This is a genomic window from Mesorhizobium sp. M1142 (assembly GCF_040318565.1).
Taxonomy (GTDB): Bacteria; Pseudomonadota; Alphaproteobacteria; order Rhizobiales; family Rhizobiaceae; genus Mesorhizobium.
Genome location: NZ_JAMYMK010000004.1, coordinates 24,714 through 41,763 on the forward strand (window position 1 = coordinate 24,714; position 17,050 = coordinate 41,763).

Annotated in this window: 16 protein-coding genes; 14 read left to right on the forward strand and 2 right to left on the reverse strand. The window is 62.3% G+C overall.

The window, feature by feature from the left end:
• Positions 1-18 precede the first annotated feature (18 nt).
• The 3 genes from NKH42_RS08570 (at position 19) to trmB (ending at position 2,772) form a co-directional block, all read left to right on the forward strand.
• Complete coding sequence (locus NKH42_RS08570; RefSeq protein WP_023676895.1) at positions 19-438, forward strand: helix-turn-helix domain-containing protein; 420 nt, start codon at positions 19-21, stop codon at positions 436-438.
• Between the two features lie 331 nt (positions 439-769).
• The gene (gene metK / locus NKH42_RS08575; RefSeq protein ID WP_023719567.1) at positions 770-2,059 is read left to right on the forward strand and encodes a methionine adenosyltransferase; all 1,290 of its coding nucleotides are present in this window, start codon (positions 770-772) and stop codon (positions 2,057-2,059) included.
• Positions 2,060-2,070: 11 nt separating this feature from the next.
• The gene (gene trmB / locus NKH42_RS08580; RefSeq protein WP_352506139.1) at positions 2,071-2,772 is read left to right on the forward strand and encodes a tRNA (guanine(46)-N(7))-methyltransferase TrmB; all 702 of its coding nucleotides are present in this window, start codon (positions 2,071-2,073) and stop codon (positions 2,770-2,772) included.
• A 58-nt stretch (positions 2,773-2,830) separates the two neighbouring features.
• On the opposite strand, the gene NKH42_RS08585 is transcribed toward trmB, so the two are convergent.
• The gene (locus NKH42_RS08585) at positions 2,831-2,995 is read right to left on the reverse strand and encodes a hypothetical protein (RefSeq protein WP_254816264.1); all 165 of its coding nucleotides are present in this window, start codon (positions 2,993-2,995) and stop codon (positions 2,831-2,833) included.
• Between the two features lie 281 nt (positions 2,996-3,276).
• On the opposite strand from NKH42_RS08585, the gene rimP reads away from it, so the two are divergent.
• From rimP to NKH42_RS08640, 11 genes are all read left to right on the forward strand, one after another.
• Positions 3,277-3,909, forward strand: a complete 633-nt coding sequence (gene rimP / locus NKH42_RS08590) for a ribosome maturation factor RimP (RefSeq protein WP_254816265.1) — start codon at positions 3,277-3,279, stop codon at positions 3,907-3,909.
• Positions 3,910-3,955: 46 nt separating this feature from the next.
• Positions 3,956-5,551, forward strand: coding sequence for a transcription termination factor NusA (nusA, locus tag NKH42_RS08595; protein ID WP_023719563.1), 1,596 nt, complete (start codon positions 3,956-3,958; stop codon positions 5,549-5,551).
• Between the two features lie 38 nt (positions 5,552-5,589).
• On the forward strand, positions 5,590-6,240 hold the full coding sequence (locus NKH42_RS08600) for an RNA-binding protein (protein ID WP_352644408.1): 651 nt from the start codon (positions 5,590-5,592) through the stop codon (positions 6,238-6,240).
• The gene (infB, locus tag NKH42_RS08605; RefSeq protein ID WP_352506141.1) at positions 6,237-8,804 is read left to right on the forward strand and encodes a translation initiation factor IF-2; all 2,568 of its coding nucleotides are present in this window, start codon (positions 6,237-6,239) and stop codon (positions 8,802-8,804) included. The genes NKH42_RS08600 and infB overlap by 4 nt, the downstream gene beginning before the upstream one ends.
• 213 nt (positions 8,805-9,017) lie before the next feature.
• The gene (locus tag NKH42_RS08610; protein ID WP_352506142.1) at positions 9,018-9,368 is read left to right on the forward strand and encodes a hypothetical protein; all 351 of its coding nucleotides are present in this window, start codon (positions 9,018-9,020) and stop codon (positions 9,366-9,368) included.
• Positions 9,369-9,464: 96 nt separating this feature from the next.
• The gene (gene rbfA, locus NKH42_RS08615) at positions 9,465-9,890 is read left to right on the forward strand and encodes a 30S ribosome-binding factor RbfA (RefSeq protein WP_254816270.1); all 426 of its coding nucleotides are present in this window, start codon (positions 9,465-9,467) and stop codon (positions 9,888-9,890) included.
• Positions 9,890-10,843, forward strand: a complete 954-nt coding sequence (truB, locus tag NKH42_RS08620; RefSeq protein WP_352506143.1) for a tRNA pseudouridine(55) synthase TruB — start codon at positions 9,890-9,892, stop codon at positions 10,841-10,843. Before rbfA ends, truB begins: the two co-directional genes overlap by 1 nt.
• A gap of 146 nt (positions 10,844-10,989) precedes the next feature.
• On the forward strand, positions 10,990-12,084 hold the full coding sequence (corA, locus tag NKH42_RS08625; RefSeq protein WP_352751483.1) for a magnesium/cobalt transporter CorA: 1,095 nt from the start codon (positions 10,990-10,992) through the stop codon (positions 12,082-12,084).
• Between the two features lie 140 nt (positions 12,085-12,224).
• A complete protein-coding gene (gene rpsO / locus NKH42_RS08630; RefSeq protein ID WP_280940423.1) occupies positions 12,225-12,536 on the forward strand; it encodes a 30S ribosomal protein S15 in 312 nt (103 codons plus the stop codon).
• 407 nt (positions 12,537-12,943) lie between these two features.
• On the forward strand, positions 12,944-15,091 hold the full coding sequence (gene pnp, locus NKH42_RS08635) for a polyribonucleotide nucleotidyltransferase (RefSeq protein WP_352686808.1): 2,148 nt from the start codon (positions 12,944-12,946) through the stop codon (positions 15,089-15,091).
• A gap of 88 nt (positions 15,092-15,179) precedes the next feature.
• Positions 15,180-16,193: a class I SAM-dependent methyltransferase gene (locus tag NKH42_RS08640; protein WP_352974038.1), complete on the forward strand. Its 1,014-nt coding sequence runs from the start codon at positions 15,180-15,182 to the stop codon at positions 16,191-16,193.
• A gap of 36 nt (positions 16,194-16,229) precedes the next feature.
• Here the strand turns inward: NKH42_RS08640 and fabI are convergent, their stop codons facing one another.
• Positions 16,230-17,042 (reverse strand): enoyl-ACP reductase FabI, encoded by an 813-nt coding sequence (gene fabI, locus NKH42_RS08645; protein ID WP_352475969.1) that lies wholly within the window; start codon positions 17,040-17,042, stop codon positions 16,230-16,232.
• Positions 17,043-17,050: the final 8 nt, after the last annotated feature.

The window sequence follows — 17,050 nt, forward strand, 5'->3', positions numbered from 1 at the left end:
AAATTCGGCGAGGACAAAATGACAGAAGAAAACAAGAAAAAGCCGAATCCGATCGACATCCACGTCGGAAGCCGCATCCGGCTTCGCCGCAATATGCTGGGAATGAGCCAGGAAAAACTGGGCGAAAACCTCGGCATAACGTTCCAGCAGATCCAAAAGTACGAAAAGGGCACCAATCGCGTTGGCGCCAGCCGTTTGCAGGCAATCGCCTCCATACTCGGCGTGCCCGTCGCCTTCTTTTTCGAGGATGCGCCCGGTCAGGAGCCCGTGGGCAACCGTGGATTTGCCGAGGATGCGTCGATGACCTCCGCCGTCGAATTCTGCGGCAGCCCGGAAGGGCTCCAGCTGAATCGCGCCTTCGTCAAGATCGCCGACGTGAAAGTGCGCCGTAAGATCATTGAGCTTGTGAAGTCGCTCTCCACCGACGAGGTCGATTGACTGGCTCGCGAAGAGTTCAAAGAGGTAGAGTTCGTCGTGGCTGGGCAGGCAATTTCTCGCGCTTGCCCGCATCGAGGGATGTGCATTCCGCAGATGCGCCAAAGCGCGGATCGATTTTGCTCGACACGCTTCCTCGAAGCCGTTTTCCCTCAGTCTGTTGGCGCAAGGGCTGATCGCAGTGCGCCCTGCCGCCGTCTCGGGATGCAAAGATAAATAACGTCAAAATTCATGCCAGAACGGCTGCATGGCTTGACGACCGGCGCCCGGCACCGTTAACAACTGGCGCGCCAAAATCGGCGGCCTGCCGATATTTTTTCAAGAGGGGACACCCGTGACGCGGCACAATTACTTCTTCACCTCGGAATCCGTTGCCGAGGGCCATCCCGACAAGGTCTGCGACCGCATCTCCGACGAGATTGTCGATCTCGTCTATCGCGAAGCCAGAAAGACCGGCATGGACCCGTGGAAGGTCCGCGTTGCCTGCGAGACGCTTGCGACAACCAATCGCGTTGTCATCGCCGGCGAGGTGCGCGTCCCCGAGACGCTGCTCAAGAAGGACAAGGAGGGCAATGTCCTGAAGGATGCGGCCGGCCATCCGATTGTCAACCCGGCCAAGTTCAAGTCGGTCGCCCGCAAGGCAATCCGCGAAATCGGCTACGAGCAGGCCGGCTTCCACTGGAAGACGGCCAAGATCGAGGTCCTGCTGCACGGCCAGTCGCCGGATATCGGCCAAGGCGTGGACAACGCCTCCGACCGGCAAGGTGAGGAGGGAGCCGGCGACCAGGGCATCATGTTTGGCTATGCCTGCCGCGAAACCCCGGACCTGATGCCTGCGCCGATCTATTACAGCCACAAGATCCTCGAACTGCTGGCCGCTGCGCGCCATGAAGGCAGCGGTGATGCAGGCAGGCTCGGGCCGGATGCCAAGAGCCAGGTCACCGTCCGCTATGTCGACGGCAAAGCGGCGGAAGTGACGCAGATCGTGCTGTCGACCCAGCATCTCGATGAGACATGGGATTCGAAGAAGGTGCGCAACGTCGTCGAGCCCTATATTCGCGAAGCACTGGGCGACCTGAAGATCGCCGACAATTGCAACTGGTACATCAACCCGACCGGCAAGTTCGTCATCGGCGGGCCCGACGGCGACGCCGGCCTGACCGGCCGCAAGATCATCGTCGACACCTACGGTGGGGCTGCGCCCCATGGCGGCGGCGCTTTCTCCGGCAAGGACACCACCAAGGTCGACCGCTCGGCCGCCTATGCGGCGCGCTATCTCGCCAAGAACGTGGTTGCCGCGAAGCTCGCCGATCGCTGCACTATCCAGCTTTCCTATGCGATCGGTGTCGCCCAGCCGCTGTCGATCTACGTCGACCTCCACGGCACCGGCAAGGTCGACGAGGCAAAGCTCGAGCGTGCACTGCGCACCGTGATGGACCTGTCGCCGTCCGGCATCCGCCGCCACCTCGATCTCAACAAGCCCATCTATGCCAAGACGTCGTCCTACGGCCATTTTGGCCGCAAGGCCGGCCGCGACGGATCCTTCTCCTGGGAGAAGACCGATCTCGCCAAGGCGCTCAAGGACGCTCTCGCCGAACCGGTCGCCGAAGCAGTCGCCGCCTAACCGCGGCGCCTATGGACCCGAAGGACCGGCCAAGCCGTGCGACCGAGGCCTTTTTCGGTCGCCGGCGCGGCAAGACCATTCGACCACAGCAGGCAGCGGCGCTGGAGAGCGGCTTTGCCGCCTACAAGCTCGATCTGACGGTTGGACCACCGGCCGATCTGCGCAGCCTTTTCGAAGCCGGAGTTTCCGCTGTCCAGCTCGAAATCGGTTTTGGCGGCGGCGAACATCTTCTGCACCGTGCTACGGCCAGCCAGGCGACCAGCTTTATCGGCGTCGAACCTTTCGTCAACGGCATGGCCAAGATGATGATGGCGGTCCGGGAGCGGCCGCTTGCCAATCTGCGCGTCTATGATGACGACGCCACGCGCCTGCTGGACTGGCTGCCGCAGGCTTCGCTTGACGGCATTGACCTCCTCTATCCGGATCCGTGGCCGAAGAAGAAGCACTGGAAGCGGCGCTTCGTCAGCCCGGTCAATCTCGACCGCTTCGCGCGCGTCCTGAAGCACGGCGGAAAGTTCCACTTTGCGTCCGACATCGACAGCTATGTGAACTGGACGCTGCTGCATTGCCGGGCCCACGGCGCCTTCACGTGGCAGGCAAACGAAGCAGCCGACTGGCATCGGCCCTATGATGGCTGGCCGGGGACGCGCTATGAGGCCAAGGCCATTCGCGAAGGCCGACGGCCCGCCTATCTGACCTTCGTGCGGAAATAAGCGGGAAATTAGAGCTGAGTAAAGGCGAGCGGCCGAAGGCTCTCGGCGCTCACTTGGCTCAGAAGCGACGGATCTTGTCGAAGGCTGCCGGCTCCATGCCGAGATTGCGCAGATCATGCGCACGCGGCTTGCGACCGTTTTCCACAGCCCGCGACGCTGCTACGGCGCTGCCGAACACGCTAAAGACATCGCCTATGGCTGAAAAAAATCCACGATTGTTCATAATCGTACCCTTTCGAGCGCAGTGAGCGCTCCAATTGTGCAATGCAACATAGATAGTCGTGCGTGGCCGGTGCTCAAAGGGGCATAACTGCATGGGCGCCATGCATTTGGCGCAGCGCTGCGGACTCGGTGCCTTGCCGTCATGCAGGACGGGCTTGAAACGAGGACCATGATCGTCTATATCAGCTTCAAATTCTTGGTCGGTATGACGAAGAGTGGGTCCACCCGGTCCCGCTCTTTTTTATTACCTGCCGACCAACAGGGATCGAGCGACAGGACCGAATGACAGTGACGGCGAGCGAAGGCGACGACCGCATCATCCGCGAAAGCGGCATCGATGCGCGCATCGCGCTGATCGTTCAGCCGGTACTGCGCGCCATTGGCTTTCGCTTGGTACGTGTGCACCTGTCGGGCCAGAACGGGCTGACGCTGCAGATCATGGCCGAGCGCGAGGACGGCACCATGACGGTCGAGGATTGTGAAGAGGTCAGCCGGGCGGTGTCGCCGGCGCTCGATGTCGATGATCCGATCGAGAAGGCTTATCATCTCGAAGTGTCGTCGCCGGGCATCGACCGGCCGCTGGTCCGCAAATCGGACTTTGCAGCCTGGGCCGGCCATCTGGTGAAGATGGAGACGTCTGTCCTCGTCGCCGACCGCAAGCGCTTCAAGGGCAAGATCGCCGAAAGCGACGCGGACGGTGTGGTGATCGAGCGCGACAAGGCCGCTTACGGCGAGGAGCCGACAGTGCGTGTTCCCTACGATGCGATTGCCGAAGCGCGGCTGGTTCTGACCGACGATCTTATCCGCGATGCACTGTCGAAGGACAACCGGGCGCGCAAGGAAGCCAGGAAACGCCGCGGCGAACCCGAAGACGCACCAGCGGGTGCGGAAGACGAAACCGAACAGGAAATGTGATTGGGCTGCCGGCGGTAAGGTCGGCGACAAGCTCGGGAGAAACAAGATGGTTGTAAGCGCCAACAGGCTTGAACTGCTGCAGATCGCCGATGCGGTCGCGCGTGAAAAGTCGATCGACAAGTCGATCGTCATCGCCGCCATGGCCGATGCGATCCAGAAGGCCGCGCGCTCGCGCTACGGCCAGGAAACCAATATCCGGGCGGATATCAATCCGAATACCGGCGAGATGAAGCTGCAGCGGCTGATGGAAGTGGTCGAGAAGGTCGACGACTACGCGACCCAGATTGCCATTTCCTCGGCGCGCGAGCGAAATCCGGACGCCCAGCTCGGCGATTTCATCGCCGAACAGCTGCCGCCGATGGATTTCGGCCGTATCGCCGCCCAGTCGGCCAAGCAGGTCATCGTGCAGAAGGTGCGCGAGGCCGAGCGCGACCGGCAATATGACGAATACAAGGACCGTATCGGCGAGATCGTCAACGGCACCGTCAAGCGCGTCGAATACGGCAACGTCATCGTCGATCTCGGCCGCGGCGAGGCGATCATCCGCCGCGACGAGCTGATTCCGCGCGAAAACTACAAGTATGGCGATCGCGTCCGCGCCTATGTCTATGACGTGCGCCGCGAACAGCGCGGCCCGCAGATCTTCCTGTCGCGCACCCATCCGCAGTTCATGGCGAAGCTGTTCACCATGGAGGTGCCGGAAATCTACGACGGCATCATCGAGATCAAGTCGGTCGCCCGCGATCCGGGTTCGCGCGCCAAGATCGCTGTCATCTCGCGCGACAGCTCCATCGATCCGGTCGGTGCCTGCGTCGGTATGCGCGGCAGCCGCGTCCAGGCGGTCGTCGGTGAATTGCAGGGCGAGAAGATCGACATCATTCCGTGGTCGCCTTCGGCGGCGTCCTTCATTGTCAATGCGTTGCAGCCGGCGGAAGTCGCCAAGGTCGTGCTCGACGAGGATGCCGAGCGCATCGAGGTCGTCGTTCCCGATGATCAGCTGTCGCTGGCCATTGGCCGTCGCGGCCAGAACGTCCGTCTTGCCTCGCAGCTCACCGGCTGGGATATCGACATCCTGACCGAGCAGGAAGAAAGCGAACGCCGCCAGAAGGAATTCGTCGAACGATCGTCGCTGTTCATGGAAGCCCTCGACGTCGACGAGATGGTCGGCCAGGTGCTCGCTTCCGAAGGCTTCACCAGCGTCGAGGAAGTCGCGTATGTCGATTCCGGCGAAATCGCGTCGATCGACGGCTTCGACGAGGACACTGCTTCGGAAATCCAGACCCGCGCCCGCGAATATCTGGAGAAGATCGAAGCCGAGCACGACGAGAAGCGCAAGGCCCTCGGCGTCAAGGATGAATTGCGCGAGATTCCCGGCATCACCACCGCCATGATGGTGACGCTCGGCGAGGACGGCGTGAAGACGATCGAGGATTTCGCCGGCTACGCCGCCGACGACCTGACCGGTTGGAAAGAACGCAAGGACGGCGAGACGAAGGTATTCCCGGGTGTGCTCGCCAACCATGGCGTATCACGCGCCGATGCCGAGCAGATGGTCCTGGCGGCTCGCCTGAAGGCTGGCTGGATCACCGAAGACGAGCTTGCCGCCGAGGGCGTGCCGGCTGACGAAACCGTCGGTGCGTGAGGTGAAACCGCATCGCACCGAACCCGCCCTTGGACGAGATGAACGATCGCACCTGCATCGTCACCCGCAGGCAAGCCGAACCGGATGAACTGATCCGTTTCGTCGTCGGCCCGGATTCGGCCGTCGTTCCGGACATCAAGAGAAACCTGCCCGGCCGCGGTTGCTGGGTGACGGCCGACCGCCTACATATAGACAAGGCAGCGGCGAAAAACCTGTTTGCCCGTGCTTTTAAGGCGCAGGTGAGCGTGCCAGCCGATCTTGGCGGTATGGTCGACGCGCTGCTTTCCAGGTCCGCTCTGGGCATGCTTGGCCTGGCCCGCAAGGCGGGCGCCATAGCGCTCGGAGCGACCAAGGTCGAGAGTGCCGTGCGCGGCGGACTTGCACTTTTCGTGCTCCACGCGACCGAGGCTTCCGACGATGGCGTCCGCAAGATAAGCCAGGCGCGACGGGCAACCGTCCACCTCGGCGGGCCTGCGATCCGCGCTTACAAACTTTTCTCCGAGGCCGAGTTGAGCTTGGCATTGGGGGGTACAAATGTGATACATGCTGCCGTTCTCGCGGGAGACGCGGGCAGGGCGGTCCAGAAGCGCATGGTTGCGCTCGACCGATATCGGGGCGGTTCCCCGGACGATCTGGCAATGCTTGCGGCCGTTGCTGACGAGGATGATGCCGCAGAGGATATGGAATGAGCGATACGAAATCGGGCGACGACAAGACGCTGAGTGTTACGCCGAAGAAGACCTTGACGCTGAAGCGCCCCGGTATGGAACAGGGCACGGTGCGCCAGAACTTCTCGCATGGCCGCACCAAGTCGGTGGTCGTCGAGACCAAGAAGCGCAAGTTCTCGCTGCCTGGCGACAAGCCGGAGCCGGCGGCAGCGCCTGTGTCCGTTTTCACGCCGAAGCCGGTTGCGGCAGTGCCTGCCGTGCAGGAAGCTCCCAAGGCGCCGCCGCCTCCGCCGCCGCTCGAACGCGGCGGCATGGTGCTGAACGAGTTGTCGCGCCAGGAAATGGAAGCACGCCGCCGGGCTCTCGAGGGCTCGAAGGTCCGCGATGTCGAGGATCGCCAGCGCGCCATCGAGGAGGCCAAGCGCCGCAGCGAGGACGAAGAGCGCCGCCGCCGCGAGCGCGAGGAATCGGCTCGCCGTCAGGCCGAGGAAGAGGCACGGCTGCAAGCCGAGGCCGAATCCCGCCGCCGTGCCGAGGAAGAGGCGCGCCGCCGTGCGCCGCTCGCCGCCGAACTGGCGACAGTCGATGACGAGGAAGAGGTCAAGCCGAAGCGGACCGGTGCCGGTGCACCGGTGCGCCGTCTCGTCACCCCCGAAGTGGCACGTCCTGCCAAGCCGACCAAGGGCGAGGAAGACCGCCGCCGCGGAAAGCTGACGCTGAATTCGGCTCTTTCCGACGAGGATGCGCGCGCCCGCTCGCTCTCGTCGATGCGCCGTCGTCAGGAGAAATTCAAGCGCGCGTTGCATAACGAGCCACGCGAGAAAGTCATGCGTGAAGTGATCCTGCCCGAAACCATCACCATCCAGGAGCTGGCGCAGCGCATGTCCGAGCGCGCTGTCGACGTGGTCAAGTTCTTCATGAAGCAGGGCCAGATCCTGAAGCCTGGAGACGTCATCGACGCCGACACGGCCGAACTGGTCGCCACCGAATTTGGCCACACGGTCCGCCGCGTCGCCGAGTCCGACATCGAAGAGGGCTTGTTCAACATCGCCGATCGTCCGGAGGACCTGCAGCCGCGTCCGCCGGTGGTAACGATCATGGGCCATGTCGATCACGGCAAGACCTCGTTGCTCGATGCCATCCGCAATGCCAACGTCGTGTCCGGCGAAGCCGGCGGCATTACCCAGCATATCGGCGCTTATCAGGTCGAGAAGAACGGTCACAAGATCACGTTCATAGACACGCCCGGCCACGCCGCCTTCACGGCGATGCGTGCCCGCGGCGCCCAGGCGACCGATATCGCCATCCTCGTGGTGGCAGCCGACGACAGCGTCATGCCGCAGACGATCGAATCGATCAATCACGCCAAGGCGGCCGGCGTTCCGATAATCGTGGCGATCAACAAGATCGACAAGCATGACGCCGATCCGCAGAAGGTGCGCTCGGAACTGCTGCGCCACGAGGTGTTCGTCGAATCGATGGGCGGCGAGGTGTTGGATGTCGAGGTGTCGGCGACCAAGGGCATCAATCTCGACAAGTTGCTCGAAGCGATCCTGCTGCAGGCCGAAATCCTCGACCTGAAGGCCAATCCGGACCGCACCGCCGAAGGCGTGGTCATCGAAGCCCAGCTCGACAAGGGCCGCGGCCCGGTCGCTACGGTGCTGGTGCAGACCGGCACGTTGATGCCGGGCGACATCCTCGTCGCCGGCAACGAATGGGGCCGGGTACGCGCGCTCGTCAACGATCGCGGCGAGCAAGTCAAGGAAGCGCCGCCGGCAATGCCGGTGGAAGTCCTCGGTCTGCAAGGTACGCCGCTGGCCGGCGACCGCTTCGCCGTTGTCAACAACGAGGCCCGAGCCCGCGAGATCACCGAATATCGCCAGCGTCTGGCGCGCGAGAAGGCGGTGGCCAGGCATGCCGGCCAGCGCGGCTCGCTTGAACAGATGATGTCGCAATTGCAGACCAGCGGATTGAAGGAATTCCCGCTGGTCATCAAGGGCGACGTGCAGGGTTCGATCGAGGCGATCAACGCGGCGCTCGACAATCTCGGCACCGACGAGGTGCGCGCCCGCATCGTCCATGCCGGGGCTGGCGGCATTACCGAAAGCGACGTGTCGCTGGCGGAAACCTCGGGGGCTGCGATCATCGGCTTCAACGTTCGCGCCAATGCGCAGGCCCGCGCGGCCGCGGCTGCGGCAGGCATCGAGATCCGCTACTATTCGATCATCTACAATCTGGTCGATGATGTGAAAGCGGCTCTTTCCGGCCTGCTCTCGCCGGAGCGTCGCGAGACCTTCATCGGCAATGCCGAGATCCTCGAGATCTTCGACATCACCAAGGTCGGCAAGATCGCCGGCTGCCGTGTCACCGAAGGCAAGGTCGAGCGTGGTGCGGGCGTGCGCCTGATCCGCGACAATGTCGTCATCCACGAAGGCACGCTGAAGACCCTGAAGCGCTTCAAGGACGAAGTTTCGGAAGTTCCGGCCGGCCAGGAATGCGGCATGGCCTTCCAAAACTACGAGGACATGCGCGTCGGTGACGTCATCGAGTGCTTCCGCGTCGAGATGGTGACCAGGACGCTGTAGTGTCGGCATATGGAGCAAGAACGAAGCCTTGAGTACCGCTTTGTTCTGTCTCCTGCCGATTTTTCAGGGGTCTACTCAAGGGCGCGGAGCGAAAGTCGTCTCGGCGCCCTGAGACGGTTGTTTTACTGCTTTCTCGTTGGCATTCCGCTTGTGCTTGTCACAAACTATCTCGACGGCTCCGGTGCTTTGGCCGGAGTCGCGGGAGTTGTGGGCATGATGACCATTGTCACGGGTATCATGATCAATCTCGGCCCCATTCTGGCGAGGCGAGTCGAGGTTGCTCATTTCGAGCCTGAACCCACCATGATCCGAGTGGATGTCGCCGGCATCTCAAAGCGTGCCGCAGATACAGAGATCCACATCGGATGGAAATCCGTAAGCCGAGTTACTCTGACCGAATTCGGCATCGGTTTTGTGACGCAAGAGGGTGGCTGGTTTATTCCGATGAGTGCATTTGGGTCCGAGAGCGATTTGAAAGCCGAATACGACAGGATCGTTTCGTTCATGGTCTCATTACAGGCCGGCCCGGAGACAGAGCATTCAGTGCCGCGCACCTTACATTAGCTGAGGTGCAGGTTCCTTGGGGTAGCCAAGCCGGATCAACGGCGCTAAGTCAACCGTTTGAGGCGGTTCGAACCCGCACTGAGAGAAGAGATTTTCATGCCAAGACCACCATCGGCTGGCCCATCCCAGCGCATGCTGCGCGTCGGCGAGCAGGTGCGCCATGCGCTGTCCGAGACCTTGCAGCGCGGCGAGATCCTCGATCCGCTGATCGAGAATGCCGTGGTCTCGGTCTCCGAAGTGCGCATGTCGCCCGATCTGAAGATCGCCACCGCCTTCGTCTCGCCGCTTGGCGCCAAGGATGCCGGTGCGGTGGTCGAAGCGCTCAACAAGCATGCGAAGTTCGTCCGCGGCCGCGTCTCCGGCGCGCTGCGGCAGATGAAGTACATGCCGGAATTCCGCTTCCGGCTCGACACCAGCTACGACAATTTCCAGAAGATCAACGAATTGCTGCACTCGCCCGAAGTGGCGCGCGATCTCAGCGCCGACGACAAAGACAAAGACGACCGGAAGGACAGCGAATAGTGGCGCGCCGCGGCAAGAAGAAGGGCCGGCCGATCTCGGGCTGGCTGATACTGGACAAGCCGGTCGGCATGGGCTCGACCGAAGCCGTCTCCAAGATCAAGTGGCTGTTCCAGGCGGAGAAGGCCGGCCATGCCGGCACGCTCGACCCGCTCGCGTCCGGCATGCTGCCGATCGCACTTGGTGAAGCGACCAAGACGGTGCCTTACGTCCAGGACGGCGCCAAGGTCTACCGCTTCACGGTTGCCTGGGGCGAGGAGCGTTCGACCGACGACCTCGAAGGCCCGGCGACCAAAAGCTCGGACCGCCGTCCGGCGGAAGCCGACGTGCTGGCGCTGCTTTCGAAATATACCGGCGTCATCATGCAGACGCCGCCGCAATTTTCGGCGATCAAGATCGCTGGCGAGCGCGCTTATGACCTTGCCCGCGATGGCGAGACGGTCGACATTCCGGCACGCGAGGTCGAGATCGGCCGGCTCGACCTGGTCGAGCATATGGTCGATCGCACCATCTTCGAGGTCGAATGCGGCAAGGGCACCTATGTCCGCTCGCTGGCGCGCGACATGGGCCGCGAGCTCGGCTGTTTCGGCCACATCGCCGAGCTGCGGCGGGTCGAGGTCGAGCCGTTCACGCAGGAAGATTTCGTTACCCTGGCCGAGTTGGAAGCCGCCCGCTTCGGCGAGCAGGGCGAGCCGCAAGCAGCGGACGCCCCGATCGACTTCGGTGCCATCGATGCACTTCTGGTCGACACCGCCGCCGCGCTCGAATGCCTGCCGCAGGTCGCGATCAGCGATGATGCGGCAACCAAAATCCGCCTCGGCAATCCGGTCATCATTCGCGGCCGTGACGCGCCGGTAGAAGCGGAGGAGGCTTGCGCCACCGCGCGCGGCAAGTTGGTCGCCATCGGCGCTATCGAGCAAGGCATGTTCAAGCCAAAGCGGGTCTTTATCGGGTAACAGCTGTCGCCCGGCGCATGATCTCCAAACCGGATTCTATTTTGGGAAACGATCATGCGTTAAATCAACGGCGCTACGGTGCCGTTTGCCGTCCGAAAGGATGCGCTGCGCTGTAGTGCCGTTCGACGCTGCACTCGAGGGGGCACATGGCAAAGGCTGACACGGTCAACAAACGAGCGGCGCTCAAAACACGGAGGCCGCCGGTTGGGGCTTCGCCGGGCACGCTGATCGCCGACCCGGCGGCGCGCCGCTCCGAGCTCAGGCTGACGTTGATCTCGCCCGAGAAGTTCAAGACGATCGACAATGCCAGCATCGACGACGTCAACACCCATTGCCACAATTGGCCGGTCATCTGGCTCGACTGCACAGGCCTCGCCAATATCCAGCTGATCGAGGAGATCGGCCGGATTTTCAACCTGCATCCGCTGGCGCTGGAAGACGTCGTCAACACCGGTCAGCGGCCGAAGGTGGATTTCTTCGAGGACCACGCCTTTGTCGTCGTCAGGATGATCGACGACGTCACCGCGCACCGTTACGAACAGATCGCCGTCTTCTTCGGCAAGACCTTCGTCGTCACCTTCCAGGAGCGCGAAGGCGACCCATTCGATCCCGTGCGCAAGCGGATCGCAAGCTCGGTGCCCAACCGCTTGCGCTCGCGCGGCGCCAACTATCTCGCTTATGCTTTGATCGACGCCATCGTCGACAGCTATTTCCCGCCGATCGAGGCTGCTGGCGAATTGGTCGACAGCATCGAGGACCAGATGCTGCACCAGGCGCACAAGCACCAGATGCGGCAGCTTCACGAATTGCGGCGCGATGCCAATGTGCTGAAGGGCGTGCTTTGGCCGATGCGCGATGCGCTGGCGACCATGATCCGCAACGACGTGCCCTATGTGAAGGCCGAAACCAAGATATTCCTGAACGACACGCTCGATCATTCGCTGCGATTGATCGAACTGGTCGAAACCCAGCGCGACATGCTGACCGGCCTGATCGAGATGCACTTGTCGCTCAGCCAGGCGCGCACCAACGACGTCATCAGCTACCTGACGATCGTCTCGGTGATCTTCATGCCGCTTACCTTTCTCGTCGGCGTATGGGGCATGAATTTCGACCCCGACACCTCGCCCTGGAATATGCCGGAGCTGAAGGCCTATTACGGCTATCCCCTGTCGCTCGCCTTCATGGCGCTTGTTGCGGTCGGGCTCTTTGCGTACTTCAAATGGAAGAAATGGCTCTGACTAGGCGGAAGTGCCCGTTTATGCAGCGAAAAGCCGGCTTGTGAATTAGGCTGGCCTTTTTGTCGGAATTGCACTATATGCGCCGCAGCTTCGCGCTTTGACGCGTTGCTTGCACCGGCCCCTGCTGGACGACATCCCGGCTGAGGGCGTCCCGTTTCCTCAAACAGACAAGGAAAAACACGATGTCGATTACTGCCGAACGCAAGAAGGAATTGATGGGCGAATTCGCAACCGCCAAGGGCGATACCGGGTCTCCGGAAGTTCAGGTGGCCATCCTTTCCGAGCGCATCAAGAACCTGACCGATCATTTCAAGGACCACAAGAAGGATAACCATTCCCGCCGTGGTCTGCTCGCTCTCGTTTCCCAGCGCCGCAGCCTGCTTGATTATCTCAAGCGCAAGGACGACGCGCGCTATCAGACGCTGATCGAGAAGCTCGGTCTGCGCCGTTGAGGAATTGACCGGCGGGTTCTTTCGAGAGCCCGCCGGTCGCGCATTGGAGCATCGGATCATCCAAGGCTCCAATGAAGGAAGCAGAGCGCCGCGCACCGGTTTGGCTGCGCAAAGGACGCTCTGAAGTTTTAGATTTGCGCAGGATACTTTCCGAAAACCTGGTTTTCGGGTCCCCGCGCAAGGCCAGTCGGATCGATTGGCCAACCCGGTTTCGAACAGCAGAGGGCCACTCGAAACCGCCCATGGACGGTCATGGGGCAGGATTGCAGGACGCTCGTGCGGCACCGCGCCGAATAGCCGAGCTTCCCGTTGTCTTGCCCGTGGCTGCCCGAGAAAGGAAGCCAAGGGAAAGGGGCATCCGCGCACGCTGAAACGGCGCGGCCCTTTCCGCATACGAAGGACAAGACATGTTCAATTACCACAAAGTGGAAATCGAATGGGGCGGCCGCCCGCTCATTCTCGAAACCGGCAAGATCGCGCGTCAGGCTGATGGCGCGGTGCTGGCCACCTACGGCGAAACCAAGGTTCTCGCCACCGTCGTCTCGATGAAGGAGCCGAAACCCGGCCTCGATTTCTTCCCGCTGACGGTCAACTACCAGGAAAAGACTTACGCCGCAGGCAAGATCCCGGGTGGCTATTTCAAGCGGGAAGGCCGTCCGAGCGAGAAGGAAACGCTGGTTTCCCGCCTGATCGACCGCCCGATCCGCCCGCTCTTCGCCGAAGGCTACAAGAACGACACGCAGATCGTCGTCACCGTCGTCCAGCACGATCTCGAAAATGATCCGGACATCCTGTCGATCGTCGCCACCTCCGCCGCCCTGACCTTGTCCGGCGTGCCGTTCATGGGCCCGGTCGGCGGCGCCCGCGTCGGCTACATCAACGGCGAATACGTGCTCAACCCGCACGTCGACGAGATGCAGGAATCGAAGCTCGACCTGGTCGTCGCCGGCACCGCCGACGCCGTGCTGATGGTCGAGTCCGAAGCCAAGGAACTCGGCGAGGACCTTATGCTGGGCGCCGTCATGTTCGGCCACAGGGGCTTCCAGCCGGTGATCGACGCGATCATCAAGCTGGCTGAAGTCGCGGCCAAGGACCCGCGCGACTTCACCGCGCCGGACTATTCCACACTTGAAGCCGAGATGCTCAAGATCGTCGAAGGCGAGCTTCGCGACGCCTACAAGATCACCGACAAGCAGAAGCGCTATGCCGCCGTCGACGCCGTCAAGGCGAAGGTCAAGGCCGCGTTCGCGCCGGCAGAAGGCGAAGAGGCCAAATACACGTCCGAACAGATCGGCACCGTGTTCAAGGAGCTCCAGGCCAAGGTCGTGCGCTGGAACATCCTCGACACCGGCTCGCGCATCGACGGCCGCGACCTGAAGACGGTCCGCAAGATCGTCTCGGAAGTCGGCGTCCTGCCGCGCACGCACGGCTCGGCGCTGTTCACCCGTGGCGAGACCCAGGCGCTGGTCGTCGCCACGCTCGGCACCGGCGAGGACGAGCAGTATGTCGATTCGCTGACCGGCATGTACAAGGAGAAGTTCCTCCTGCACTACAACTTCCCTCCCTATTCGGTCGGTGAAACCGGCCGCATGGGTTCGCCGGGCCGCCGCGAAATCGGTCATGGCAAGCTCGCCTGGCGCGCCATCCGGCCGATGCTGCCGACCGCCGACCAGTTCCCCTATACGTTGCGCGTCGTTTCGGAGATCACCGAGTCCAACGGTTCGTCATCGATGGCTACCGTCTGCGGCACCTCGCTGGCGCTGATGGATGCCGGCGTGCCGCTGGCCAAGCCGGTCGCCGGTATTGCAATGGGCCTGATCAAGGAAGGCGAGCGCTTCGCCGTGCTCTCCGACATTCTTGGCGACGAGGACCACCTCGGCGACATGGACTTCAAGGTTGCCGGCACCGCCTACGGCATCACCTCGCTGCAGATGGACATCAAGATCGAGGGCATCACCGAGGAGATCATGAAGATCGCCCTCGACCAGGCCAAGGAAGGCCGTCAGCACATTCTTGGCGAAATGGCCCATGCCCTGTCCGGCGCGCGTGCCGAGCTCGGCGAGTTCGCACCGCGCATCGAGGTCATGCACATTCCGACCGACAAGATCCGCGATGTGATCGGCTCGGGCGGCAAGGTCATCCGCGAAATCGTCGAAAAGACTGGTGCCAAGATCAACATTGAGGATGACGGCACGGTCAAGATCGCTTCGGCCAACGCCAAGGAGATCGAGGCGGCGAAGAAGTGGATACACACCATCGTCGCTGAGCCGGAAGTCGGGGAGATCTACGAAGGCACGGTCGTCAAGACCGCCGACTTCGGCGCATTCGTCAACTTCTTCGGCCCGCGTGACGGTCTCGTCCACATCTCGCAGCTCGCCAATGATCGTGTCGCCAAGACCTCCGATGTCGTCAAGGAAGGCGACAAGGTCTGGGTCAAGCTGATGGGCTTCGACGAGCGCGGCAAGGTCCGCCTGTCGATGAAGGTCGTCGACCAGGCCACCGGGAAGGAAATCGCTCGCGACAAAAAGAGCGAAGGCGAAGAAAACGCCGCCTAAGCTGATCTAACTATGCAATCGAAGCGGGCGCGCCGGAAGGTCGCGCCCGTTTGCATTCAACAACAGCCTTGCAGTTCAAGAGTGGTGAATGTCCGCCGAGCCGCTGAAAACGCTTTTCCACCCATTCGAGGCAGGGGCTGTGTCCCTGCCACGAAAGGATGAATGCATTCTCTTTCTCGGTGCCGAGCCCGGCTTTCGCTTACCCGCAGGCTTTGATGCCAAGCTTCATCTCGTCCAAGGCTTCAGGCCGCATTTTCGTGCCTTGCAGGCCTCCGGCTTCACTGTCACGCCGCAGGTCGAAGGCGAGGCTTTCGACGCGGCATTTGTGCTCGCCGGCCGCCATCGCGGCCAAAACGAGTTGCGCGTCGCCGAAGCGGTCAAACGCGTGGTACCAGGCGGGTTGATCGTCGTCGCCGGCGGCAAGGACGATGGCGTCGCCAGCCTGCGCAAGCATGTCGGCGCCCTTGTGCGGCTCGAAGGCCACCTGCCGAAACATCACGGCATTGCCTTCTGGTTTCGCCGGCCGACCGATACCGTTGCCGCGGCAACGCTTCGCGCCGCCAATCCGGACTTGGTGGTCGAGGACCACTTCCGCACGGCCCCAGGCATGTTTTCCTTCGACAAGATCGATGCGGGATCGAAGCTGCTGGTCGAAAATCTGCCCAACGATCTGCGTGGCAGTGTTGCGGATTTCTGTGCAGGTTGGGGCTATGTCGCTGCCGAGGTCGCCGCCCGCTCACCCGGCATATCGGCACTTGACCTTTACGAAGCGGATTTCGAGGCGCTGGAGGCCGCCAAAACCAATGTCGGCAACACAGGCGTGGAGCCACGTTTCTTCTGGACAGATCTTTTGAGCGAACCGGTGGAGCGCCGCTACGATGTGGTCGTCATGAACCCGCCCTTTCACCGCAGCCGGGCGACTGAGCCGGAAATCGGTGCCGGTATGATCCGCGCGGCAGGCAAAGCGCTGAAGCCGGGCGGCCGGTTGTTAATGGTGGCAAACCGTCAGCTTCCCTACGAACCGGTGCTGGCGGCCGCCTTCTCCACCCATGCGGAGCTCGCCCGTGACGGCATGTTTAAGGTCTTCTCGGCGCGACGCTGAAACGCTGCGGCGCAAGCCGGCGACACGTCACTCGCGCTATTCCCGTCCGGCGTCAGTCTGCTTCAACTCGTCAAGCGTCGGCATGGACACGATGTGATAGCCGGAATCGACATAGTGGATTTCGCCGGTGACGCCGGAGGACAGGTCGGACAGCAAATAGAGCGCGGAGCCGCCGACTTCGTCGATCGTCACCGTACGGCGTAGCGGCGAATTGCGCTGCTGGTAGGAGAACATGTGGCGTGCGTCGGAAATCCCGGCGCCCGCAAGCGTCCGTACCGGTCCCGCCGATATGCCGTTCACCCTGATGCCGCGCGGGCCGTAGTCGTTGGCTAGATAGCGGACGCTGGCCTCCAGCCCGGCCTTGGCAACACCCATGACGTTGTAGTTCGGCATGACGCGAACCGAACCCGCATAAGTCAGCGTGATCATCGAGCCGCCGTCCTTCATCAACGTGGCGGCGTGGCGGGCAACCTCGGTGAAGGAATAGCAGGAGATCACCATGGTGCGGATGAAATTGTCGCGGCTGGTGTCGGCGTAGAGGCCTTTCAGCTCGTTCTTGTCGGAAAAGCCGATGGCGTGAACGATGAAGTCCAGCCCGCCCCACGCCTTGCCCAAGGTCTCGAAGGTGGCGGCGACCGACGCGCTGTCCTCGACGTCGCAAGGCACCACCAGCGATGCGCCCAGCTTCTCGGCGAGCGGCTTGACCCGGCGTCCGAAGGCGTCGCCCTGATAGGTGAAGGCGAGTTCCGCGCCATGTTCGGACAGTTTGCGGGCGATACCCCAGGCAATGGAATGATCGTTGGCGACACCCATGACAAGCCCGCGCTTGCCGTTCATCAATCCGTCCATGGTCGGCA